This window comes from Bradyrhizobium nanningense (assembly GCF_004114535.1).
Classification (GTDB): domain Bacteria; phylum Pseudomonadota; class Alphaproteobacteria; order Rhizobiales; family Xanthobacteraceae; genus Bradyrhizobium; species Bradyrhizobium nanningense.
Genome location: NZ_LBJC01000030.1, coordinates 30,215 through 53,628, shown reverse-complemented (window position 1 = coordinate 53,628; position 23,414 = coordinate 30,215). Strand labels below are relative to the sequence as shown.

At 65.2% G+C, this 23,414-nt stretch carries 18 protein-coding genes and 1 pseudogene; 9 read left to right on the top strand and 10 right to left on the bottom strand.

Features of this window, described 5'->3' with window-relative positions; all coding sequences use genetic code 11:
• Nucleotides 1-115 precede the first annotated feature (115 nt).
• From XH84_RS25205 to XH84_RS25180, 6 genes are all read right to left on the bottom strand, one after another.
• Complete coding sequence (locus XH84_RS25205; RefSeq protein WP_245471846.1) at nucleotides 116-1,246, bottom strand: alpha/beta fold hydrolase; 1,131 nt, start codon at nucleotides 1,244-1,246, stop codon at nucleotides 116-118.
• 398 nt (nucleotides 1,247-1,644) lie between these two features.
• Nucleotides 1,645-2,718, bottom strand: a complete 1,074-nt coding sequence (locus XH84_RS25200) for a hypothetical protein (RefSeq protein ID WP_128920108.1) — start codon at nucleotides 2,716-2,718, stop codon at nucleotides 1,645-1,647.
• A 104-nt stretch (nucleotides 2,719-2,822) separates the two neighbouring features.
• On the bottom strand, nucleotides 2,823-4,148 hold the full coding sequence (locus XH84_RS25195) for an MFS transporter (protein WP_128920107.1): 1,326 nt from the start codon (nucleotides 4,146-4,148) through the stop codon (nucleotides 2,823-2,825).
• Nucleotides 4,149-4,262: 114 nt separating this feature from the next.
• Nucleotides 4,263-5,111, bottom strand: coding sequence for a fumarylacetoacetate hydrolase family protein (locus XH84_RS25190; RefSeq protein ID WP_128920106.1), 849 nt, complete (start codon nucleotides 5,109-5,111; stop codon nucleotides 4,263-4,265).
• Nucleotides 5,108-6,715, bottom strand: coding sequence for a bifunctional 3-(3-hydroxy-phenyl)propionate/3-hydroxycinnamic acid hydroxylase (locus XH84_RS25185; RefSeq protein ID WP_128920105.1), 1,608 nt, complete (start codon nucleotides 6,713-6,715; stop codon nucleotides 5,108-5,110). The genes XH84_RS25190 and XH84_RS25185 overlap by 4 nt, the downstream gene beginning before the upstream one ends.
• Entirely contained in the window at nucleotides 6,712-7,614 is a 903-nt protein-coding gene (locus XH84_RS25180) for a VOC family protein (RefSeq protein WP_128920104.1), read from the bottom strand. Before XH84_RS25180 ends, XH84_RS25185 begins: the two co-directional genes overlap by 4 nt.
• A 174-nt stretch (nucleotides 7,615-7,788) precedes the next feature.
• Between XH84_RS25180 and XH84_RS25175 the strand changes: the two genes are divergently transcribed.
• Complete coding sequence (locus tag XH84_RS25175; RefSeq protein ID WP_128920103.1) at nucleotides 7,789-8,514, top strand: GntR family transcriptional regulator; 726 nt, start codon at nucleotides 7,789-7,791, stop codon at nucleotides 8,512-8,514.
• Here the strand turns inward: XH84_RS25175 and XH84_RS25170 are convergent.
• Both XH84_RS25170 and XH84_RS25165 read right to left on the bottom strand, forming a co-directional pair.
• Nucleotides 8,499-9,989 (bottom strand): flavin-containing monooxygenase, encoded by a 1,491-nt coding sequence (locus XH84_RS25170; protein WP_128920102.1) that lies wholly within the window; start codon nucleotides 9,987-9,989, stop codon nucleotides 8,499-8,501. The two genes, XH84_RS25175 and XH84_RS25170, sit on opposite strands and share 16 nt — an antisense overlap.
• A gap of 103 nt (nucleotides 9,990-10,092) precedes the next feature.
• Complete coding sequence (locus XH84_RS25165) at nucleotides 10,093-10,542, bottom strand: cupin domain-containing protein (RefSeq protein WP_128920101.1); 450 nt, start codon at nucleotides 10,540-10,542, stop codon at nucleotides 10,093-10,095.
• A 189-nt stretch (nucleotides 10,543-10,731) separates the two neighbouring features.
• Here XH84_RS25165 and XH84_RS25160 point away from each other — a divergent pair, with 189 nt between their 5' ends.
• Nucleotides 10,732-11,757 (top strand): AraC family transcriptional regulator, encoded by a 1,026-nt coding sequence (locus tag XH84_RS25160; RefSeq protein ID WP_128920100.1) that lies wholly within the window; start codon nucleotides 10,732-10,734, stop codon nucleotides 11,755-11,757.
• A gap of 10 nt (nucleotides 11,758-11,767) precedes the next feature.
• Here XH84_RS25160 and XH84_RS25155 read toward each other — a convergent pair.
• Both XH84_RS25155 and XH84_RS25150 read right to left on the bottom strand, forming a co-directional pair.
• Nucleotides 11,768-13,633: pseudogene (locus XH84_RS25155) on the bottom strand (ATP-binding protein).
• 132 nt (nucleotides 13,634-13,765) lie between these two features.
• Nucleotides 13,766-14,398: a cupin domain-containing protein gene (locus XH84_RS25150; protein ID WP_128920099.1), complete on the bottom strand. Its 633-nt coding sequence runs from the start codon at nucleotides 14,396-14,398 to the stop codon at nucleotides 13,766-13,768.
• Between the two features lie 218 nt (nucleotides 14,399-14,616).
• On the opposite strand from XH84_RS25150, the gene XH84_RS25145 reads away from it, so the two are divergent.
• From XH84_RS25145 to XH84_RS25115, 7 genes are all read left to right on the top strand, one after another.
• The gene (locus tag XH84_RS25145; protein WP_128920098.1) at nucleotides 14,617-16,308 is read left to right on the top strand and encodes a peptide ABC transporter substrate-binding protein; all 1,692 of its coding nucleotides are present in this window, start codon (nucleotides 14,617-14,619) and stop codon (nucleotides 16,306-16,308) included.
• Nucleotides 16,309-16,335: 27 nt separating this feature from the next.
• Nucleotides 16,336-17,286: an ABC transporter permease gene (locus XH84_RS25140; RefSeq protein ID WP_128920097.1), complete on the top strand. Its 951-nt coding sequence runs from the start codon at nucleotides 16,336-16,338 to the stop codon at nucleotides 17,284-17,286.
• A gap of 3 nt (nucleotides 17,287-17,289) precedes the next feature.
• Nucleotides 17,290-18,165, top strand: coding sequence for an ABC transporter permease (locus tag XH84_RS25135; RefSeq protein WP_128920096.1), 876 nt, complete (start codon nucleotides 17,290-17,292; stop codon nucleotides 18,163-18,165).
• A 41-nt stretch (nucleotides 18,166-18,206) separates the two neighbouring features.
• Entirely contained in the window at nucleotides 18,207-19,535 is a 1,329-nt protein-coding gene (locus XH84_RS25130; RefSeq protein WP_128920095.1) for an NAD(P)/FAD-dependent oxidoreductase, read from the top strand.
• A gap of 7 nt (nucleotides 19,536-19,542) precedes the next feature.
• A complete protein-coding gene (locus XH84_RS25125) occupies nucleotides 19,543-20,469 on the top strand; it encodes a 2-hydroxyacid dehydrogenase (RefSeq protein ID WP_128920094.1) in 927 nt (308 codons plus the stop codon).
• 200 nt (nucleotides 20,470-20,669) lie between these two features.
• On the top strand, nucleotides 20,670-22,535 hold the full coding sequence (locus XH84_RS25120; RefSeq protein ID WP_128920093.1) for an ABC transporter ATP-binding protein: 1,866 nt from the start codon (nucleotides 20,670-20,672) through the stop codon (nucleotides 22,533-22,535).
• A gap of 341 nt (nucleotides 22,536-22,876) precedes the next feature.
• Nucleotides 22,877-23,392: a hypothetical protein gene (locus XH84_RS25115; protein ID WP_128920092.1), complete on the top strand. Its 516-nt coding sequence runs from the start codon at nucleotides 22,877-22,879 to the stop codon at nucleotides 23,390-23,392.
• Nucleotides 23,393-23,414 lie beyond the last annotated feature (22 nt).

Sequence of the window (23,414 nt, the reverse complement as noted above, 5' to 3'; positions counted from 1 at the left end):
ATACATAGGTTTTGCAACCATGGCTCGCGCGCCAGCAATCGGTTACAACCGGTTGGCTATAAATCGTCTGGGCTCCGCTGCCAGAAGCCGACATCGCCACTCGTCAGCCCCCACCCTAATTCGCCGGCTTGGCGCGGTCGCTTCCTTGCATCAGGAAGCCCCTCACCTCGCGGTTGAGAAAATCCACGTCCGCAGGATTGAAGCCGCCCGCGGAGGCGTGGCCCGTGACGGTGCCTGGACTGATGGTCTCCATCCTCACATGAGCGATGTTCTTGCCCGCCGCGATCGGTTCGAATTCCGGATTGAGCAGGTCCTTGGTGCCGGTCAGGATGAGCGTCTTCGCCTTGATTGCGGCAAGCGCCTTCGCGGTGTCGCCGTTGAAGCCGGGCGAGGTGCCGACATCGTGGCGTTCGTAGGCCCAGGTCTGGTAGATCCAGTCATTGGCGTCGAATGCCTTCATCGCCGCGTCTTCCTGCTCCTTCATCCACGGCAGGACATCCATGCCGTTCTTGAACTGGGCCTGATACATATCCGGCGTGCGCGCCGCGAGCAGGTTGAGGATGTCGCGCCAGAGACGAATGCCTTTCTCGGGCGGCGCATCGTAATTGCCGCCGTTCCATGCGGCATCGTTCATGATGGCCTTGCGCGAGGCTTCGAGCACGGCCACGCTCCAGGCCGGAGTTTTCGCCAGGGGGACCATTGCCACCAGCGCATCCATGTCGTCGGGATGGCTGACACCCCATTGCAGCACCTGCATGCCGCCCATCGAAGGTCCGATCACGGCAACGAGATGCGAGATGCCGAATTTCTCCTTTACCAGGCGGTGTTGCGACTCGACCATGTCGCGGATCGTGAATTTCGGAAACTGCATGCGCGGCTGCGCCTTCGAATTGCTCGGCGAGGTCGTCAGGCCGTTGCCGATCGCGTCGGTGCAGATGATGAAATACTTCTCGGGGTCGAGCGCCTTGCCGGGGCCGATCATGAAGTCGACCCGGTGGTGATTTCCCGAGATCGCCGTCACCATCAGGACGGCGTTGGATTTGTCGGCGTTCAGCGTGCCGTGGGTGACATAGGAGATCGAGAAGTCCTTGATCACCTCGCCGCTCTCCAGTTTGAGGTCTCCCTCGCTGAAGAGCTGATGCGGCGGCTGCTGCGGCGTGTGGGCCGCTGCCGATCCGGTCAGCAGGAGACCCAAGACGGCAACGCGAATGAGGCCGGCGCCGGACAGGATCATATAACCCCCCATTTGTTGTTTGCCTTGCTTGGCGCCAGCTAAAAGCAAGCAGACGATTTTCGCAATGATCCGACGCAGCGAAATTTATCTGTGGGGCTACGGGAATAAACGAGATTGCTGGAATGATCGTCTCCCGCGAATGCGCACGCACTGCAATAAGGCAGGGCGATCGCATGTGACTTCGAGCGACAGTTGAGCGCATGCCTCGTCCTTCGAGACGACCGCTTCGCGGTCTCCTCAGGATGAGGCTAAGCGGCATCGATCCTCGCCAAGAAAAATGGCGCAACGCTCTTGGTCCTCATCCTGAGGGCCCGCCGACGGCGGGCGTCTCGAAGGACGGCCACAGGCGAAATCGCTGCCACATGCTATTCCCCTGCGCAATAAGGGGAGAACACGCCTGGCACGCGACCCTACCGCGGCTTGATCTCCGCGTATTTCGCCATCGCTTTGTCGAACTTCCGGTTGAACAGCCACATCGCCGCTAGGATCTCGCGGAAGCTTGCGGAGGTGCGCGCCCGGTCGGCCTGTCCGAACGCGAAGATGCTGTTGTTGCGCAAGTGCTTCATGATCGTGGGGCTGGAGACCCTGTAGTTCAGCAGATCGCCGGATTTGAGCGCGGCGCGCGTCGGGGTCGGCACGATCTGGATCAGCTCGAACAGCTTCATCTGGTCGATCGGGTCGGGCAGTGTCTTCACGATGGCGGGGATCTCGCGGAACACGTCCGCATGTGCGTTCATCAGGGCGTCGCGCACGTTGGTCCAGTGGTTGAAGCGGTGATCGGTACCGCGGGCTCGCGCCTCTTCCTTGTCGTCGCGCGCGCTCAGGGACGGATCGATCGCGGCGACCTCGTTCTTGATGGTCTCCCATTTCCTGTGACCGTTGCGGTCCTCGGAGGGGCCGGTCTGGAAGCTGCCCATATAGGTGTTCGAGCGACCGTTGCGGACGTTCTGCTTGCCGTTGGTTTCTGCGAAGAACAGCCCGAGGCTGATGCGTCCCGCAGCGGCCGCATGCTCAGGAGCAAGCCCCTTGGCGCGCGCGATCACCGTGGCGAGATCGACGACATCCCTAAACGGCGTCGCCGAGTTCTGCGCGTCGGCCGGCGGCGCCTCCATGACGTCGAACAAGTTCGAATATTCGTCGATCAGCGGTTCGATGTCGGCGTCGAAATAGGCTGGCGGAATCTCGAACTTGTTGGGCCTGCCGATCCGCGACGGCATGGCGTCGGTAAGATCCTTGTAAGTACTGATCACGGCGACACGCGCAAGATAAAGCGCCTGTCCCGGCAGGTTTGGCAGCGGCTGCTTGGCCTCGATCTGGCGCCGCCGCTCGGCCAGGACCGACTTGAAGTCGGCGAGCGCGCGGTCATAGGCGGCAAGCGCCTCCGATTGACGGGGCGTGAGCGCGCGCTGTTGGCCGGCGGCGGGCGCCGTCATCAGCAGGGCGACCGCCGTCAATGTCGCGGCGACAAGGTATCTTGGTCCCATGCGGTTCCCCGGGCGCCTGACGAATCGTGGCCACGATCGTAAGCATCAGACGCGGAGGCTGGCGAGACGCAATCTCTCGCAATCCCAGCGAGCGTCCTCCTCACCTATAGCGCGCGTTTCGAACTTTCCGGGGCGAGCAGGATGCCGATGAAGGCGCAGGCCGCGATCGCCTCGAAATAGAGGATCACAGGTGTGAAGCTGCCGCTTGAGCCCATCAGGGCGGTGCCGACGAGGGGCGCGATGCCGCCGCCCAGGATGATGCCGAGTTGCTTGCCGAGGGAGGAACCGCTGACCCGGACCTCCGTCGGAAATTGCTCTGCGGTGAAGGCTGCTTCCGGCGCGAACATCAGGGCGTGGATGATGCCGATCGAGACGACGAGGCCCAGGATGAGCAGCGTCGGATCTTTGCTGGCGACGAGCTGGAAGTAGATCGGGTACCAGGCCGCGGCCAGCAGGATGCCGAGCGCGATGAACGGGCGGCGGCCGAAGCGGTCCGAATAGGCCGCGATCAGCGGCACCAGGCACATCTCCAGCACGTTGGCGACCATGGTGCCGAAGGTGACGTTGGACTGCGCCATGCCCAGCGTCCTGACGGCATAGCCGAGCACAAAGACCGTGCTCATGTACTGGAACGTGCTGTGGGCCATGTTGGCGAGGCATCCGAACAGCACCGACTTCTTCCACGACCGCGCCACCTCGAGCAGCGGTGCCTTCGGCCGCCCGGCCGAGGCCTGGACCGCCCTGAACATGGTCGATTCATCGACCTGGAGGCGGATATAGCTGCCGAGCATCACCAGCACGAGGCTCAGCACGAAGGGCACGCGCCAGACCCATTGCGCGAAATCCTGCGGGCTCGAGACGAAGCCGAGCAGTGCGATGAAGCCGGATGCCAGGATCACGCCGATTGGACCGGACGCGTTGACAAAGGAAGCGAAGAAGCCGCGCCGTGCCGACGGCGCATTCTCCAGCGTCAGCGACACCGCGTTCATGTATTCGCCGCCGAAGGCAAAGCCCTGCACAAAGCGTAAGGCGACCAGCGCGATCGGCGCCAGCAGCCCGATCGAATCATAGCTCGGCAGGCAGCCGATCAGAAAGCTCGCGACGCCCATCAGCACGAAGGTAATCGTCAGCATCGCCTTGCGGCCGAGCTGGTCGCCGTAGTGGCCGAACACCATGCCGCCGAGCGGCCGGGCGACGAAGCCGACTGCAAACGTGGCGTAGACCGCCAGCATGCTCGCGGTCGAATCCATCTTCGGGAAGAAGAAGCGATCGAACACGATGGGAGCGGTGAAAGCGTAGATGAAGAAATCATAGTGCTCGATCACCGACCCGAGCGAGGATGCGACCACGAGCTTGCGGAACGCGGGCGTGATGGGCGCGGCTTCGGCGCGGTCGGTCGGGCCGGCGATGACCTCGGCGGTGTTGCTCATGTGTTTCCCCTCGTTGGCTTTTTGCTTGTGTCGTTTCAAGTCAGGCGCCTCGGCCCGGCGGCGAACAAGGCAAGCTTCGCCGCCGCCGAGATGCAAAGACGTCGAGCGGACAGCTCACGGCGCCTCGTCGACGACGGGATTGCGCAGGATGGCGAGCTTCTCGACCTCGACCTCGACGATGTCGCCGGGCTTCATCCAGAGCGGCGGGGTGCGCCTGGCGCCGACACCGCCGGGCGTGCCGCTGACGATGACGTCACCTGGCTCGAGCCGGGTGAATGTCGAGCAATATTCGATCTGCCGCGGGATATCGAAGATCATGTGCTTGATCTGGGCCTCCTGCACGATCTGCCCGTTGAGGCGGGTGGTGAGCTTGAGCTCGCCGAGCCCGCCGAGCTCGTCGGGCGTCATCATCCACGGGCCGAACGCGCCGGTATCGGGAAAATTCTTGCCCGGTGTGAACTGGTGGGTGTGGCGCTGGAAATCGCGGATGCTGCCATCGTTGTAGCAGGAATAGCCGGCAACATGGCCCATCGCCTCGCTGCGGGAGATGTAACGCCCGCCCTTGCCGATGATGACCGCGAGCTCGCCCTCGAAGTCGAGATCAGTCGAGACGCGCGGCCGGATGATGGGCTTCAGATGCCCGGTCTGACTGTTGGAATAGCGCGAGAAGATGGTGGGGTGCTCGACCTCGGCGCGGCCGGTTTCCTTGCGGTGCGTTTCGTAGTTCAGGCCGACGCAGATGATCTTGTCGGGGTTCGGGACGACCGGCAGCCAGGTGAGTCCGGCGAGCGGTGTGGCGGTTGCCTTGGACTTGGCGTCCGCAACGCCTGCGAGGTTACCCGCGATGGCGGCCCGGAGATCGGCGTAGCGCGAGGCGAGCACGGCGCCGACATCAAGGAAATTGTCGCCCTCGACGAGGCCCCAGGTCGTGCGTCCCTCGATCGCAACGGTTGCGAGTTTCATGCTGTCTTCTCCATTTTCAGATCGGGATTGGAATGGGTGTGCAGGCGCGACATGACCTCACGCAAGAGACTGTCGAGCTCGGATGCGCTATGCGCGGTGCCGAACACGTAATGATCGGGCCGCACGATCACGGCGGCGGCCGCGTGGCGGTCGAACCAGCCGGCCAGCACACCGTCGATTTCTTCGAGCATGCCGGCTGCACCGGCGCCGGCCGGCGTGATCGTCGTTGCGGCCAGCTCGGGATGCGCCGCGCAGAGTGCCGTGAGCGAGGCCGCATCGCTGCGGCGGCCGTCGATGAACACGCGCAAGGCGGGCCCGGTGATCTTGTCGAGCAGGCAGGGCGCGCCGTCGCGCAAGATCCGTGGTTGCGGAAACAGACTGCCGCGCGCAGCGCCATCCTGCTCAGCCAGCAAGCCCGTGCGCAGCGGCGGGATGATTTCCTGCCGGGTGATCTCGAGCGGCTTGCCGCCGCCGTCCCTGAGGATCTGCGCGTCGCGGCGTCGCGCGGCGGCCGTATCGCGCTCGCAGATCGACTGGCCGATCGCCTTGATCTTGCCGGTCAGCTCGATCACGTGTTGCTTGCGTTCGGCCGTGTAACTGTCGAGCAGCGTCTCGGGCGAAGTGTCCTTGAGCACGCGGTCGAGCTTCCAGGCGAGGTTGGTCGCATCGCGCAGGCCCTGGCACATACCCTGTCCGATGAACGGCGGCTGCTGGTGTGCGGCGTCGCCGGCGATGATGATGCGGCCGTTGCGCCAGTTTGCGGCGACCAGCGCGTGGAAGCGGTAGGAGGCCGCGCGCCACAATTTTCCATCTTCCGGCGCGAGCCAGGGAGCGAGCAGCTTCCACACGTTCTCCGGGCGCTCCATCTGCTTGGCGTCTTCGCCCGGCAGCAGCATGATCTCCCAGCGGCGATGGTTCTTCGGGCCGATCAGGAAGCTCACGGGCCGCGCCGCGTTGCAGAACTGCGCGGAGTTCTGCGGCAGCTTGGCGAGCGCGTCCTCGTTCACCCGCACGTCGACCACGAGCCAGGGCTCGTCGAAGATCAGGTCGTCGAGCGCGATGCCTGCGATCTGCCGCGCGGTACTCGAGGCTCCGTCGCAGCCGATCACGTAACGCGCCGTCACGGTCCGCAATTGCCCGCCCGCGTCCCTCAGCGTCGCCTCGACGTGGTCGGGCCGCTGCACGAGACCGACCAACTCGACGCCGAGCTCGGCCTTCACGCAGGAGAAGCTCAAGGCGTGACGGCGCAGCTCGGCCTCGACCGGCGGCTGGCTGAACACCATGCTCGGCGTGTAGCCGAGCGGGTAGGGCTTCGTCACCATGTGGACGCGCCGGATCAATTGGCCGTCAACGCCAAAATGCTCGGACGCGGTGAAGGGCTCGACATGAGGCGCGATCGCATCGGCCAGCCCCATATTGTCGAAGTGGCGAAAGATCTCGTGATCGAGCGCGATCGCGCGCGGCCTGTCGTAGATGTCGGTGAGCCGGTCGATGACGAGCGTGCGATGGCCGAGACGGCCGAGCAGGCCGGCGGCGACGGCGCCGGTCGGCCCGAAGCCGACGACAAGCACATCATGCTCCGTGGCAGCCGTGGACGTCGTCATGCGCGGCGACCTGCGTCGAACAGCACGGCGAGTTGCGCCGACTTGCACGCTTCGCTCTTGGGCGGCGCAATGCCCCATTGGTCTGTGCGTCCCGGTGGCCAGACCCATTCCGCCGGGCTCTTTGGACGATAGCTGTCGTCAACCTGGAGGACTTCGGCCGTGTACTCGACGACGATTCCGGTCGGGTCGACGAAATAGGCGAACACGTTGTTGCCGGGCCCGTGACGGCCGACGCCCCAGCCGATCGGAAAGCCGTGATCGATCATGCGGCCGGAGCCGCGCATGACCGATTCCAGATCGGGCATCAAAAACGCGACGTGGTTGAGACCGTTGATCGGCGCTTCCGCGAGCACGACCGCATGGTGATCGCTGTTGCAACACAGGAATGCCATCAGCTTGGAGCGGTCGGTCAGGCGAAAGCCCAGCACCTCCTGGTAGAACGTCGAGAGTCTTTCGATGTCTGCGCTGTTGATGTTGACGTGGGCGAGCCGCTCGGGGCGGTCAGCCAAAATGCGCGCCGTCTTGGTGCGATCGCCGTGGACGAACTCCATGCAGGAGCCCTGCGGCTCGCGGATCACGAAGTGCGCGCCGCCCGATGGCGCGTGTGATGACCCCGGCGGCGTGATGATCTCGCAGTCCGCCTCGCTTGCGCGCGCGAAGAGGCGGTCGAGATCGTCGCGCGAGCGGACGCGAAAGGTGATCTTCCGGAGCGCAGTCCGCTCGCCTTGCGTGAGCTCGAGGACGTGGAAGTCCGCTCCCGTCGCAGCGAGATACATCGTCCCCTCGGCTTCGGCAGCGACATCGAGGCCCCAGACCTTCGCATAAAAGTCGGCCGAGGCGCCGAGGCGCGGCGTCGCGATCTCGACGCTGCGCAACGCGACCACCGGAAAATCGGACATCGGGCTTCCTCGCTAAAGGCACGGGGCGCATCCGAATAGCCGCGGATCGCCCCAGAGCCGGTTGTTGTGGGCGAAGAATTAATATATACAAATCTGCCAGTAAAGATGTAATTTATAAATTCTTGGTCGCTCGCGGGCTGATGTACAAAAAACGCGATGAATCAGTGGGACGCCATGAGCTCAGACCTGTCGAGCCCGAAGACCGACGCGCCGGCGACGCTGGCGACGAGCATCTATGCCCGCCTCAAGGCCGACATCCTGACCACGCGCCTTGCCCCCGGACGCAAGCTGCAGTCGCGCTTCCTGATGGAGCACTACAATGTCGGACAGACTCCGCTTCGCGAGGCTCTCAACCGTCTGACCACGGAAGAGTTCGTGGTCGGCATGGAGCAGCGCGGCTTCTACGTGAAGCCGGTCAGCAAGGATGAGCTTCGGGAATTGACCAAGACGCGCTGCTGGGTCGAAGGGCTGGCCTTGCGGGAATCCATGCAGAACGCGACGCAAGCGTGGGAGGAGGCGCTTCTGGTGACGCATCACCGCCTCGACCGCACGCCGCGCTCGCTCGATCCGGACAAGTTCGCAGACAACCCCGACTGGGAGAGAGCTCACCGCGCCTTCCACGCCACGCTGATTGGCCTGTGCGGCTCGCGCCCGCTGCTCGGCTTTTGCGAGCAGCTCGCCGACCGGCTCTACCGCTACCGCATGATGTCGATTGCCAAGGCCTATCCGGTCCGCAAGATCGGGACCGAGCACGCAGAGATCCTTCAGGCCGTGCTCGACCGGAGAACGGATGAAGCCGTGGCGCTGCTCCAGAAGCATTATCAGCGCACGGCGGATGTGATCGATTCGGACCTGGAGACGGTACTGCCGGAGTCCGACAGGCCTCACGCCGCGCGATAGTCCGGCGCGGTCGCCAGGAATTTCGCATAGGCATCCGCATCCGGCGGCTGGAAGCGCCCGGCCAGCCCGCCGCGCTTCTGCTGCGTCGCGCCGATGTCGGCCATCAGCTCGTCGAAGTGGCGGTAGTGATAGGGCGCGACGCACAGACCGCCATAGACGCCGGCGGCCGGCCGCTCGACGCGCTTGAAGTGCAGCATCATCTCGATGTTGTCGCGCATCTGCTGCGCCGTCGGCTGGTTCGCGAGCTGGCCGTCGGCATAGCGCACCAGCCAGTTGGCGGCGAGGTCGGCGCAGAGCACGGTGCAGAACGACGAGTTGAAGCCGACGAAGCCGAGCTCAGGCAGGTCGGGATTGGCGATCAGGCGGTAGAGCCGGTACTGCCCGTCCGCATCGACCAGCTTCTGCCGGTAGGCTTCGGGCAGGAACGGCACGCCGAGCTTGTAGCCGATCGCGAGCACCGCGACATCGGCGCCCACGCGCTCGCCGCCGCTCATCACGATGCTGTCGCCGTCGTAATGGTCGAAGGTGCCGAACACCGCCTTGATGCGGCCGTCGGCGACCATGGGATAGAAGCCCGGCGTCGCGATCGGCACCGAGCAGTTGACGCCGTCCTCGATCCGCTCTTTCGGCACCATGTTGCAGCGGCCGAGCTTGAGCTGCGCCTTGAGCAGGCTTTCCAGCCCGCGCCAGTTCGCCCACACCAGCGGCGCGGCGATGCGGTGCGCGAGCCGCCCCATCGCGCTGATGCCCCAGCCCGGAAACATCTCCTCCTGGGCGCGGATGTAGAGGATGCGCTTGAAGTTCACGAGGCCGCCGATGAAATAGGGGATGCGCCAGACCGGCTCGCGCATCACGATGGTGACCTCGCGCGCGCCCGATTTCACCGCGTTGACTGCGACGTCGGTTGCGGACTTCGAGCCACCGAGCACGACGACGCGGCGTCCCTTCGCCAGCGAGGGATCGCCGTATTTCGACGAATGCAGGATCTGGCCGCCCTGCGCGAGGAAGCCGTCCTCGCCCGGGCAATGCAGCTCGCGCGGCTCGTTGAACTGGCCGGTGCAAACCGCGACGAAATCGAAATCCTCGTGCGTGCTCACGCCGTCCTTGCTCTTCAGTGTGAGCGTCCAGCCCGGCTTGCCGTCGGCGCGCCGCGCCATGCCGGCGACCTCGGTGTCGAGGCGCAACATGCGGTCGAGGCCGAAGCTCTTGGCATAATCGGCGAGATAGGCGTGAACCTGCGGCCCGGTCGGCCATTCCGGATAGGCCTCCGGCATGGCGCGGTCGGTGTAGCGGTAGAGCTCCTTCGGGCTTTGCGTCTGCACCTCGGGGTAGGAGCGCGCCGGCTCCCAGACGCCGCCGAGACCGCTACTGCGCTCGACGATGGTGACGCGGTGGCCGCGGCCGGAGAAGGTCTTGGCGGCGGCAAGGCCGGAGACGCCGGCGCCAATCACGCAGACATGCTTGGGAGTGATCATGGGTTTGCTCGCAATGTGTTTTCCGCGCGCAAGCGGCCACGTTCAGCCGCAAGGCGCGGCCGGCGGGCCTGCAAGCAGATGAATTGGACGGGGAGGCGGCCGCCTAGTCGTTGGCCTCGGGCGGCAGGAAATCGACCTCGTGCAGCGCCGAGATGCGCACGACTTCGGCAGGGTCGGTCAGATTGTGCAGCTGATTGAACAGCGCCTCCAGTTTCTGCATCGGCGAGACCCAGAACAGCGCGCGGCACGGCTTGTCGGATTTGTTGAAATAGCCATGCGGGATGCCACGCGGCATGCGCACGAGATCGCCGGCATGGGCCTTGACCCATTTGCCGTCGAGCTTGAGGTCGAGCGTGCCCTCCTGCACCAGGATGAACTCGTCCTGGGTCGGATGGATGTGCACCGGCACGAACTGGCCGGGATCGCTGTTGGTCTCGAACGCGAAGGTGGAGTCGGTGACGGCCTTGGGGAAATAAACCTGGCCCAGAATGTTCCAGCTCTTGCCGCCGTAGCCTGTGCCCTTAGCGGTAATGCCTTTTTCGAGTGCAGTCATGGCGCGCTCCCAATGAATTCCGGCGGGGATGGAGCTTCGGTCAACAATGGGGCGCCTGTCTATCCGCTAAACGAATCCACGGAGCGCCTGTTGCCGTGCAGCATGATGATTTCGGGGAGGTCGCCCTTTTCGCGTTCGGAAAACTATTATAGGCTTAAAATAATTCCGCGACGCGAAGCGTGGTCGACGATGTCCGCAGCCGTGCTGGAAATGACCGCAAGGGCGTCCGCAGCCGAACGGCTTGCGGATTTCGCCCGCGTCACCACCGACGACGTCGACGAAGCGGCTGAAGAGATCGGCCGCATCTTCTGTCCGCACGATCTGAAGCCGGCGCAGGCGCGCGCGGCCGGCTTTTCGGCCCGGCACAATTGCGCGGCCTTTGACGGCTTTTCCATCAACTACGTCGCCTATGGCGGATCGGTCTGCATCGATCCCGGCTGCCTCGAGCGCTTCTTCCTGGTGCAGATCCCGCTCGCGGGCACAGCCCACATCCGCGCCGGCGTCGCCGAGCTCGATGCGGCGCCGGAGCGGACGGCGTCGCTGCTGTCCCCAACAATTCCGACGCAAATGATGTGGCGCGACTGCGCGCAGGCGATCCTGCTGCTCGACCGCCGCATGGTCGAGCAGCGCGCCGCGGCGCTGTCGGGCAGGGCGGCGGACACGGTCGAGTTCGATCCCGTGATCGACCTGGAGGCGCCGGCCGGGCAAGCTTTGCGGCGCAGCCTCGCCGAGTTGACGATGCTCGCCGAGCGTCTTGGTTCTTCCGGCAGGCTGTCAGCGGTCGCGATGGCCGATTGGCGCGAGCTGCTGCTCGATCAACTCCTCAATGGCCAGCAACATGGCCTGTCGGATGCGATTCAAACATTCTCCGGCCGGGCCGAACGGCTGCCGCGTGCGCTCCGTGCCGCGCGCGATCATCTTGCGGACAATGCCGGCGAGCCGCTCGACCTCGCGCGGCTCGCCTGCGCCTCCGGCATCGGCATCCGCGCGCTCCAGCTCGGCTTCCGCCGTCATTTCGGCCTGTCGATCTCGCAGATGCTGCTCGACATGCGCCTCGCCGGTCTCAACGCCCGGCTCGCGCAAGGATCGCCCGATTCTTCCATCACCGACATCGCCTTCGATCTCGGCTTCACCCATCTCGGCCGCATGGCCGGCGCCTACCGCGAAAAATTCGGCGAGACGCCATCGGCCACGCTGCGGCGGCGGATGAGCTGAGGCGGAAGACCTACTTCCGCGGCCGCGTCGTGGTGTCTTCCGCCGCCTGCTTGCGCAGAAAAGCTTCGACGTCGGCCTGCACCGAGTAGGGCGTCGGGATCGCATCGCCGGCGGAGTCGACCGCGGTGTCGAGGCAGCGGCGCAGCATGCGGGCGAGCTCAGCCTTGCGATAGGGCTTTCTCAAGAGCGGCGTGCCCATCGTGGCGCTGCCCTGCGCGTGCAGCGAATCGTAGGCCTAGCCGGAGGTGAACAGGACCCGCAAAGAGGGCCGCGCCGCCACCATCTGTTCGGCGAGCTCCCGTCCGTTCATGCCGCCGGCCATCACGATGTCGGTGAAGAGCAGGTCGAACGGCGTGCCTTCGGCCGCAATCGCGAGGGCCTCGGTCGCATTGGCAGCCGGGATGACCTTGTAACCGAGGCTTTCGAGCTGGACCGCGACGTAGTGGCGGACGTCGCGGTCGTCCTCGACGCAGAGCACGGTCTCCTTGCCGCCGACGATCTTGCGATCGTCATAGCCGGTCGGGCGCAACGCGCTGGCCTCCGCCTTCGGCAGGTACATGGTGAAGGTCGTGCCGCGGCCCTCTTCGGAGGCGACTTTGATGCCGCCGCCGGACTGCTTGACGAAGCCGAACACCATGCTGAGCCCGAGCCCCGTGCCCTTGCCGACCTCTTTGGTGGAGAAGAACGGATCGAAGATGCGCTCCAGGATGGCTTGTGGAATGCCCGTGCCGGTGTCGGCAATCTCGATCTCGACATAGTCGCCGGCATAGCCGGCGCCGACCGCCATGGCCTCGCGCACGCCGAACACGACGTTGCGCGTCGTCAGGGTCAGTCTGCCGCCGTCCAGCATGGCGTCGCGCGCGTTGATCGCCAGGTTGAGCAGCGCCGAGCTCAACTGGCCGCGGTCGGCGAAGGCGAGCCAGACGTTGCGGTCGAGCCGGGTGACGATCTCGACCTTCTTGTCGAAGGTTGCCAGCAGCAGCTTTGCCAGCTCTTCAAGCAGCTCGTTGACGTCGATCTCGACCGGCTGCAGCGCCTGCTTGCGTGCAAAGGACAACAGGCTCGACGTCAACGCCGCGCCGCGATCGGCGGCCTCGCTGATCAGCTTGGTGATGGTCGCAAGCGGCGGATTGTCCTTGACGGCTTCGGCGAGGATCTCGATCGTGCCTGTGATCACCGTGAGCATGTTGTTGAATTCGTGCGCGATGCCGCCGGTGAGCTGTCCGACCGCCTCCATCTTCTGGGACTGGACCAGTTGTTCCTCGGCGGCGCGCTTCTGGGTGATGTCCCGGACGAAGGTGTTGACGACGGTGCGTCCGCCGAGCCGCAAGACCGTGCTGGAGGCCTCGGCCAGGATCCGCTCGCCGTTCCTGTGGACCAGGGTGAGCTCGAAGCGAAGGCCGGACGGCGTGTCCGACAATTCCGGCACCAGCCGCGCCATGCGCTGCCTGAAGGCGGCGCGCAGCGGCTCGGCGACGATGAGGCCGACGACGTCGGCACCGAGCGCCTCCTGGCGCGTCCATCCGGTCAGGGCCTCGGCCTGAAAACTCCACTCCAGCACGACACCGCTGTCGTCGATCTGAATGAAGGCATCGAGCGCGGTCTTGATGACGGCTTGCGTCATCTGTGCGCTGTCGCTGCGCGCCCGCGCCAGCTCGGCCGATTGCGCGACCGCGCGTTTCTCTTCCGACCTCTCGATCGCGCGCGCGCAGAGGCGCACGAGCAGCACAGCTACCGCGGCACTTGCCAGCACGGCGACCAGCTGGGCAATGCCGAATTCACGGGTGCCGGTCGCGGCATAGGAAGCGAACAGGGCTACGGCCGTCACGATGACCTGTGCGGCCATCGCGAGTGTCAGAAGCCCTCTGAGTTTCATGGTCTCACACCAAAGACGCCAGCCGCGGACCGCATCGGCCGCCCGGTCCTGGGAGGGCCGCTGCATGTGAGCTACAGACTCGGCGTGGCGGCGTCGAGGGGCAATTTGCAGTGGTACAGGGCGGCGGACGCCTCAACCTGCCGGCGAATCGGTTTGGCGCAGCGTCGTCACCCAGATCACGCGCGCCGCCTGCTGGGTGGGATTGTCGAACATGTGCGGCACGGTGCTCGGAAAGCGGAAGCTGTCGCCGGCTTCCAGCACATGGGCCTGGTTGTCGAGCCAGAGCCGCAGGCTGCCGGACAGGATGTAGCCGGCCTTCTCGCCGGTGTGCTGCAGGAAGTCGGTGCCGGAGGAGGCGCCGGGATTGAGCGTGAGCTCGTAGAGCTCGAGCTGGCCCTTGCCTTCGGGGGTGAGCGCTTCCTTGACGACGCCGCTGGCGGTGAGGCGCAGCAGCCGGCGACTGTTCTTGCGCACGATGTAGCGCGGCACGTCGGCGGGATCGCTGGCCTCGAAGAAATAGGAGATGGGAACGTCGAGCGCGATGCTGAGCAGGCGCAGCGTGCGGATCGACGGCATGGCACGCGCGCGTTCGAGCTGGCTGATCATGCCGGTGGAGAGGCCCGTCTTGTTGGCGACGTCCTGGATCGAGAAGCCGGCGCGCTGACGCAGCAGCCGCACGGTTTCGCCGAGGCGCTGGTCGACCGCATCGTCCGCCTCGTTTCCCGGGACGTCCTTCGGACTGTTGGTGTCGCCGCGACCATCCATGTCGCTCTCCCGTGCATCATCATGAGCCCCGGCCGTGTCGGTCCGAGGCTTCAGTCGGAGTGAAAAGGTTGTGCATACTAGCAATGCGATTGACAGGTGTATTTAGTCATGATGAAATTTTGACTGAAAAATTTAGAAGCACTAAAGCCCACTCCTGTCCCTTTGCCGGGGTCTCGGGGCGCGGGAGACGGTGCCGCGTGCGGGAACGGAGACTGGTCATGGCAGACAGCACCGGCAGGTTCGGCGTTGGCGGACTCCACTTCGGCATTCCAAACCGCCGACAATTCTTCCAGCTCGGTGCGGGTGCCGCGGCGGGTTTGACGCTGCCGGGCCACGCCTTTGCCCAGAGTGAACGTCCCTCCAATCCGCCGGACAAGCCGCGCGGTCAGGTGATCGCGGCGCTGTCGCAGGAGCCGACCGTGTTTCATCCCTTGATGCCCGGCATCGAGGTCGATCAGGGCGTCTGGTGGCAGGTGTTCTCGCTGCTCTGGTACATCGACCCCGCCGGCAATTTCGTTCCCGACCTCGCGCGCGAAGTCCCGACCATCGAGAATGGCGGCCTGTCGGCCGACGGCCTGACCTGGAAGATCAAGCTGCGCAGCGACGTGAAGTGGCACGACGGCACGCCGTTCACGGCAGACGACGTCAAGTTCTCGCTCGAGCTGATCAACGATTCCAATTTCCGCGCGCGCAGCCGCGTCGGCCACAGCCTCGTCAAGGACATCAAGGTCGTCGCGGCGGACGAGATCCATTGGCGCATGGAAGCGCCTTACTCGCCCTATATGTCGATCCTGGGCTCGCTCACCTTCATCGTGCCCAAGCACATCCTGGAGAAGGTGTCAGATCCGAACGCCTCGCCGTTCCACAATGCGCCGGTTGGTACCGGGCCGTTCCGCTGGGGTGAGCGCGTGCCCGGCGATCACATCCTGCTCAACGCCCACACCGGCTATCACGGCAAGGGACCGTACGTCGAACGCGTAGTGTTCAAGTACATCCCCGACCTCACCGTGCTCTACACCCAGTTCCGCACCGGCCAGGTCGACTACACCGGCCTGCAAGGCATCTTGCCGAACTTCGTGCAGGAGGCGAAGACGCTGAAGGGCCGCAAGATCGTCGTCTCCTCGACGTCATCCGTGGAGCATATCGCGCCTAATCTGGAGTTCGGTCCCTTCGCCGATCGCGCGGTGCGCGAGGCGCTCTACCTCGCCATCAACAAGCAGGCGATCATCGACGCGCTCTATTACGGCCTGCCGACGCAGACCGAGAGCTTCGTGCCGCAGCAGGCCTGGTCGTTCCAGCAGGAGCTGTCGCAACACAAATACGATCCCGCCAAGGCCAACGCGCTGCTCGATGCCGCAGGATGGGTGCGCGGCGCCGGCGGCGTGCGCGAGAAGGGCGGCGTCAAGCTCGAATTCACCAATTCGACGACATCGGGCAATGCAGCGCGCGAGCAGACTCAGCAGCTCCTGATCCAGGACTGGCGCGCGATCGGCGCTGCGATGCGCGTCAACAACATGCCGGCGGCCGTGATCTGGGGCGACTTCTGGCAGCAATCCAAGTTCAATTCGGTGATCGTCGGCGTGAACTTCATGCTGGGCAGCGACCCCGACGTGACGCCGCGCTTCGGCTCCGGCGCCATTCCCGCCAAGGGCGGCCGCGGCTACAACACTTATCAATATCAGAGCGCGGAGGCCGACCGGCTGCTGGCCCAAGGCGCCAAGCAATTCGACCTGGCGCAGCGCAAGGCGACCTATGGCGAGCTGCAAAAGCTGATCCGCAACGACCTCGCCATCCTGCCGCTGTTCCAGGGCTTCATCGCCGAGGGCGTGAAGGAGGGGCTGCAAGGCTTCCGCCCCAACATCAACACCTCGATCAATTGCTGGAACATCCGCGAATGGTACTGGGCCTGACGGATCAGGTGCGCAGGGCAGCCTGAGATGGCCCGTTACGTCGTCAACCGCCTGGCGCAGGCGATCATGCTGCTGGTGATCGTCTCGGCGATCGGCTTTGCCATCCTGCATCTGGCGCCCGGCGGTCCGCTGTCGCAATTCGCGGCCTCCGCGCAGATGACGCAGGAGGATCTCGATCGCGTCACCAGGCAGCTCGGCCTCGATCGCCCGCTGCCGATCCAGTATCTCGACTGGTTCGGTCGCATGCTGAAAGGCGATTGGGGCCGCTCCTATCGCGACGGCGAGGCGGTGCTGTCGGTGATCTCCTCGCATCTCGGCGCCACGCTGGAGCTGATGGCGACGGCGACCATCATCGCGGTGCTGCTCGGCTGCTGGATCGGCATCCTCGGCGCGCTGCGCCGCTATTCGCTGTTCGACACGCTCGCCACCGTCGGTGCCATGATCGCGCTGTCGATCCCGACCTTCTGGTTCGGCCTCGTCACCATCTACGTGTTCTCGGTCAAGCTCGGCTGGCTGCCGGCTGGCAATCGCGAGACCGTCGGCGACGGCTCGCTGCTCGATCTCCTGCATCATCTCATCGCGCCGGCGATGGTGCTGGCGCTGGTGGAGACCGCGATGTGGGGCCGCTTCATGCGCTCCTCCATGCTCGAGGTCATCAACCAGGATTACATCCGCACTGCGCGGGCCAAGGGCATGCCGGAATGGCGCATTCTCACGGTGCACGCGCTGCGCAATGCACTGCTGCCGATGATCACGGTGGCAGGCCTGCAGTTTCCGACGCTGCTCGGCGGCGCGCTGGTGGCCGAGACCGTGTTCACCTGGCCCGGCATGGGGCGGCTGTTCCTCGATTCCATCGGCTATCGTGACTATCCCGTGGTGATGGGCATCCTGATGTTCTCGGCGACCATGGTGCTGATCGGCTCGCTGCTTGCCGACATCCTCTACGCCGTCGTCGATCCGCGCATCCGGGTGGGCTAGGTGATGGCGACCGCGGCCCTCTCCACCGTTCAGCTCGCGCCCGGCCAGGCCGCCTGGCGGCGCTTCCGCCGGCATCGTCTGGCGCTCGCCGGCGGCGTCATCATTCTGGTGCTCGTGCTCGGTTCGGCATTTGGTCCGTATCTGCTGCCGTTCGACGACACCTATATCGACATCATGAAGCGGTTCGCGCCGCCGCTCTCGGGCGCGCACATCCTCGGCACCGACGAGCTCGGCCGCGATGTGCTGGCGCGGCTGATGATGGGCGCGCGCGTCTCGCTGTCGATCGGCTTCGTCGCGATGATGATCGCGATGGCGGTCGGTATCGTCGTCGGCGCCTTCGCCGGCTTCTATGGCGGCCTGATCGGGGCGATCTTGATGCGGCTTGTCGACGCCGTGCTGTGCTTTCCGACGATCTTTCTTCTGCTTGCCCTTGCCGCGCTCACCGAACCGGGCCTCGTCACCACCACCGTACTGATTGCAGCGACCGCCTGGATGGCGGTGGCGCGCGTCGTCGAAGCCCAGGTGCGATCGCTGAGGGAGCGCGAGTTTGCTGTCGCTGCGCTCGCCTTCGGCTCCTCGAACCTGCGCATCATGTTCCGCGAGCTCGTGCCCAATGCGATCGCGCCGATCGTGGTGGCGGCGACGCTGAACGTCGCGAAGGCGATCCTGCTCGAATCCTACGTCAGCTATCTCGGCTACGGCATCCAGCCGCCGGCCGCGAGCTGGGGCAACATGCTCAACAACGCGCAGATCTATCTCACCAACGCGCCGTGGCTCGCGATCGCGCCGGGCCTTGCCATCACGTTGGCCGTGACCAGCTTCAACTTCCTCGGCGACGGCCTGCGCGATGCGCTCGATCCGCGCATGAACATCCCGTGACGAACAAGACTTCGATCGAAACTGAAATCCAGGAGTGCCCCATGTCACCGCCGCTCAATCGCATCAACAGCGACGAACGCCTGCCGGCGCAGGTGGACGTCGTCGTCATCGGCGGCGGCGTGATCGGCGTGTCCGCGGCCTATCATCTGGCGAAGAAGGGGCATTCCGTCGCGCTGGTCGAAAAGGGCCATGTCGGCGGCGAGCAGTCGAGCCGCAATTGGGGCTGGTGCCGGCAGCAGGGCCGCGCGCGCGAGGAAATTCCGCTGGCACGCGAGGCGCTCCGGCTCTGGGAGGACATGCAGAACGATGCCGGCGTCGATGCCGGTTTCCGTCGCACCGGCGTGCTGTTCCTGACCAAGAGCAAGGACGAGCTCGCAAGCTGGGAGCGCTGGGCCGCGGTCGCGCGCGAGATGCAGGTCCACTCCACCGTGCTGACGCCGGCAGAGGTCGCCGAGCGCGTGCCGGGGAATACCGACGCCTGGGTCGGCGGTCTTCACACGCCGAGCGATGGCCGCGCCGAGCCGTCGATGGCCGTGCCGGCGCTGGCCACTGCCGCGCGCAAGCATGGCGTCAGCATCCATCAGGGCTGCGCGGCGCGCGGGCTGGAGACGCAAGGCGGCCGCGTCAGCGCCGTCGTCACCGAGAAGGGCACCATCCGCACCCAATCGGTGCTGCTCTCCGGCGGGGCGTGGTCGTCGCTGTTCTGCCGCCGCCATGGCATCGAGCTGCCGATCGGCCTCGTCAACGCCACCGCATGCCGGACCACGCCGGCGCCGGAGATCACTTCCGGCGCGCTCGGCACGGATTTCTATTGCATTCGTCGCCGCCTCGATGGCGGTTTCACGCTGGCGCTGCGCAACCGCGGCACGGTCGAGCTGTCGCCCGACCTGTTCCGCTACGCGCGCACGTTCTGGCCGACTTATTTGCATCGCAAGAACGGGCTGAAACTCTCGTTCGGCAAGTCCTTCTTCGAGCAGATCGTGCGCGGCACCAGCTGGAGCCTCGACAAGCCGTCGCCGTTCGAGACTGAGCGCGTGCGCGATCCCGAGCCCGACATGTCACTGGTCAATGCCGCGCTTGCGTCTTTGATCAAGGCGAATCCGGAATTGAACGACATCGAGATCGCCGAAGCCTGGGGCGGCACCATCGACTGCACACCCGACACGATCCCCGTGATCTCGCCGGTCGATGCGCTGCCGGGCTTCTGCCTTGCGACCGGCTTCTCCGGCCACGGCTTTGGCATCGGCCCCGCGGCCGGCAAGCTCGCCGCCGACATCGTGACCGGCGCGACGCCGCTGGTCGATCCCGCCGCCTACAGCCACAAGCGCATGATCGACGGCCGGCGGCTGGCGCCGGTCAGCCCGTTCTGAGGGCCGCATGACGGTTCTCTACAAGGCCAACATGGTGCGCGGCGCCGAATGGGCGCGCTTCTTTGCGGAGCGTGCGCCCGAATTGCCGTTCCGGCTCTGGCCCGATATCGGCGATCCCGCCGACGTGCGCTACCTCGTGACCTGGGTGCCGCCCGACGACATCGCGACGACCTTTCCGAACCTGGAGCTCGTGTTCTCGGTCGGCGCGGGCGTCGACCAGTTCGATGCCACGAAAGTTCCGGCGCACATTCCGCTGGTCCGCATGCTGGAGCCCGGCATTGCCGAGACCATGGTCGAATATGTCACCATGGCCGTGCTGGCCCTGCATCGCGACCTCCTGCAATTCATCAGCCAACAGAAGGAGCGGGTCTGGCGCGAGATCCGGATCACGCCGGCCAGGCGTCGGCGCGTCGGTGTGATGGGGCTCGGCCAGCTCGGGCAGGCCGTGCTCGAACGCCTCAAGGCATTCGGCTTTCCGCTTCTGGGCTGGAACCGGTCGCCGCGCGAGATCGAGGGCGTCGCCTGCTACGCGGGTGCAGAAGCGCTATTCGAATTCCTTGCGCAGAGCGACATCCTCATCTGCCTGCTGCCTCTCACCGATGAGACGCGCGGCATCCTGAACGCGGACCTGTTCGCGCGCTTGCCGCGCGGGGCGGGGCTGGTCAATGTCGGCCGTGGCCCGCATCTCAATGAGGCCGATTTTCTCGCCGCGCTCGACAGCGGCGCGTTGTCAGGTGCGGTGCTCGACGTCACCGATCCTGAGCCGCTTCCCTCAGGACATCCGTTCTGGAGCCACCCGCGCATTTTGCTGACGCCGCACAATGCCAGCATGACGACGCCCGACACCGCCGTCGATTTCGTGCTCGACGTCATCGCCCGCCACCGCCGCGGCGAAGTGTTGCCGGGGCGCGTCGATCGCACGCGCGGATATTGAGGCGCGATGATGATGAGACCGTTGGTGCAGCCACGAGCTCCTCTTACCTCTCCCGCCTGCGAGAGAGGTCGCGCCAAAGGCGCGGGTGAGGGTTCTCTCCTCTGGGGGAGTCTTCGTTGTCGAGACACCCTCTCCCCAACCCTCCCCGGCGAGCGGGGGAGGGAGCGCACCTTCTCTGCGGCAGGCTTCGAGGTCCAGGTATGAGCACCGGCGCGACCAAACCCGAGCAGCTCGTTGCCGAAGCCCCCGTGCTGTCAGTCTCCGGCCTCACCACGTCGTTCATGCTCGACGAGCGACGATGGATTCCCGTCGTCCGCAACGTCTCCTTCGACTTGGCGCCGCGAGAGACCGTGGCGATCGTCGGCGAGTCCGGTTCGGGCAAGAGCGTGACCGCGCTGTCGATCATGCGGCTCATCCCGAAGGAGATCGGCCGCGTCGAGGGGCGTGTCACGCTGGCCGGCCGCGATCTGCTGACGCTGCCGGAAGCGAGCATGAAGGACATCCGCGGCAACGATGTCGCCATGATCTTCCAGGAGCCGATGACGAGCCTCAATCCGGTGCTCACCATCGGCTTCCAGATTGCGGAGGCGCTGATCCAGCATCGCGGCCTGTCGCGCGCGGCGGCGGAGGCCGAGACCATCCGCCTGCTCGACCGCGTCCGCATTCCTGCGGCGAGGTCGCGCTTCCACGAGCACCCGCATCGCTTCTCCGGCGGCATGCGCCAGCGCGTGATGATCGCGATGGCGCTGGCCTGCAGGCCGAAGCTCCTGATCGCGGACGAGCCGACCACCGCGCTCGACGTCACGATCCAGGCCCAGATCCTCGAGCTCCTCAAGGAGCTCCAGCAGGAGGAGGGGATGTCGATCCTCTTCATCACCCACGACATGGGCGTCGTCGCCGAGATCGCCGACCGCACCGTGGTGATGTATGGCGGCCAGGCGGTGGAGACGGATGCGACTGCGCGTATCTTCGCGACGCCCTCGCATCCCTATACGCGCGCGCTGCTTGCCGCGGTGCCGCGGCTCGGCTCGATGGACGGCTGCGCCCGGCCGATGCGGTTTCCGATCGTCGACAAGGTGACGGGGAGCTCGGACGAGCCGGCGGAGACGCCCGACACCGTCTCGACGGCCGAGCGGCCGCTGCTCGAAGTCGCTGGCCTCACCACGCGCTTTCCGATCCGTTCCGGATTATTCGGCAAGGTCTCCGGCCGCGTCCATGCGGTCGAGAACGTCTCCTTCACCTTGCGGGCCGGCGAGACGCTGGCGCTGGTCGGCGAGTCCGGTTGCGGCAAGTCGACCACGGGCCGCTCGATTCTCAAGCTGACCGAGCCGGACAGCGGCACCGTGCTGATCGACGGCCAGGATGTCCTCGCCATGAATGGCCGCACCTTGCGCGACGTTCGAAAGCACATGCAGATCATCTTTCAGGATCCGTTCGCGAGCCTCAATCCGCGCATGTCGGTGGGGACGGCGATCGCCGCGCCCTTGCTTGCCAACGGGCTGGCTTCGGCGTCGCAGGCGCGCGACAAGGTCGCGGACCTTCTCGTGCGCGTTGGTCTTGCCGCCGACATGGCCGCGCGCTTTCCGCACGAATTCTCAGGCGGCCAGCGCCAGCGCATCTGCATCGCGCGTGCTCTCGCGCTCGGGCCGAAGCTGATCGTCGCGGATGAGGCGGTCTCCGCGCTCGACGTCTCGGTCAAGGCGCAGGTCGTCAATCTGATGCTCGACCTGCAAGCCGGCATGGGCCTTGCCTATCTCTTCATTTCGCACGACATCGCGGTCGTCGAGCGCATGAGCCACCGCGTCGCGGTGATGTATCTCGGCGAGATCGTCGAGATCGGCCCGCGCGCATCCGTGTTCGGCAATCCGCAGCATCCCTATACCAAGAAGCTGATGGTCGCCGTGCCCGTGCCCGATCCGTCGCGGCGCGGCACGCGGCGCGACGTGTCGAACGACGAGATCAGAAGTCCCGTGCGTGCGCCGGATTATCAGCCGCCGGTGCGGCAATATCGCGAAGTCTCGCCTGGCCACGTCGTGCAGGTCTGGGGCGAGGAATGGTCGGGCTGACTGCGAGCTCCACATGTCCTCCGGAAATCGTGAGCGGATGGCGCGACAGGGAACAGCGGTATGTGAACCGCTTCATACTCGATCACTCTCTTTCTGAACTACCACGTCCGCAAGAAATTGCCGCACCCGGACCTGATTGACGAACACGGGTGAGATGCAATGCCTGCGCAGCCGCGTGCTCGCAGCTTTGGATTGGCTCCTCGTCTTGCTCACGAGCAAGCCAGCTCCATCACTCAGCACAGATTTTTCAGAAATTGGAATCAAGGGCATCGAGAAACGCGTCCTGGCAGCTTCTATTCGGGTCGGCCGGTAGGCTGCTATTTACTCAGAAGGAGCCCCCAATGAAGATTAGCAGCGCATTTTCCAACGCATTTTCCCTCACAAGGCACGTCGGCAGTCTTCGGATCCCCCGTTCCAGTCTGATCAAGTCGGCCCATATCCTTGAAAGAATTGGGCTGGGAGCCGTTGGAGCCTCTTGCGGCCTCTATGTGGGTGCGACCCTGTTGCGTCAGAAAGGCGGACTGTTTGAAAGCGGCTGGATCGTACTGATAACAATGATCTACGGAGCTCTCAGTTATTATGTCGGAATCGACTTGGCCGGCAATGTCGCACGGAAGCCGGCATCGAGCATCTCGGAAGAATGGAACGGTTCCGAGCCGGCCGAGATCATGAGTGCAGCCGGTACGTTCAGCGCAGCGATCGCCGCAACTCTGTCGGTCAGCATCCTTGTCCTTGATCAAAATCTGCCTAACGGCCTGATAGGCTTTGTTGCCGGCTGTTGGGTGGTTGGTTCTTCGCTTCAGGTTGCGGCGGGCACGATGGCTCGCAACTACGAAGCGCCCATCAACAAGCAATGAAGGACGTGCGCTCATGGAAGAA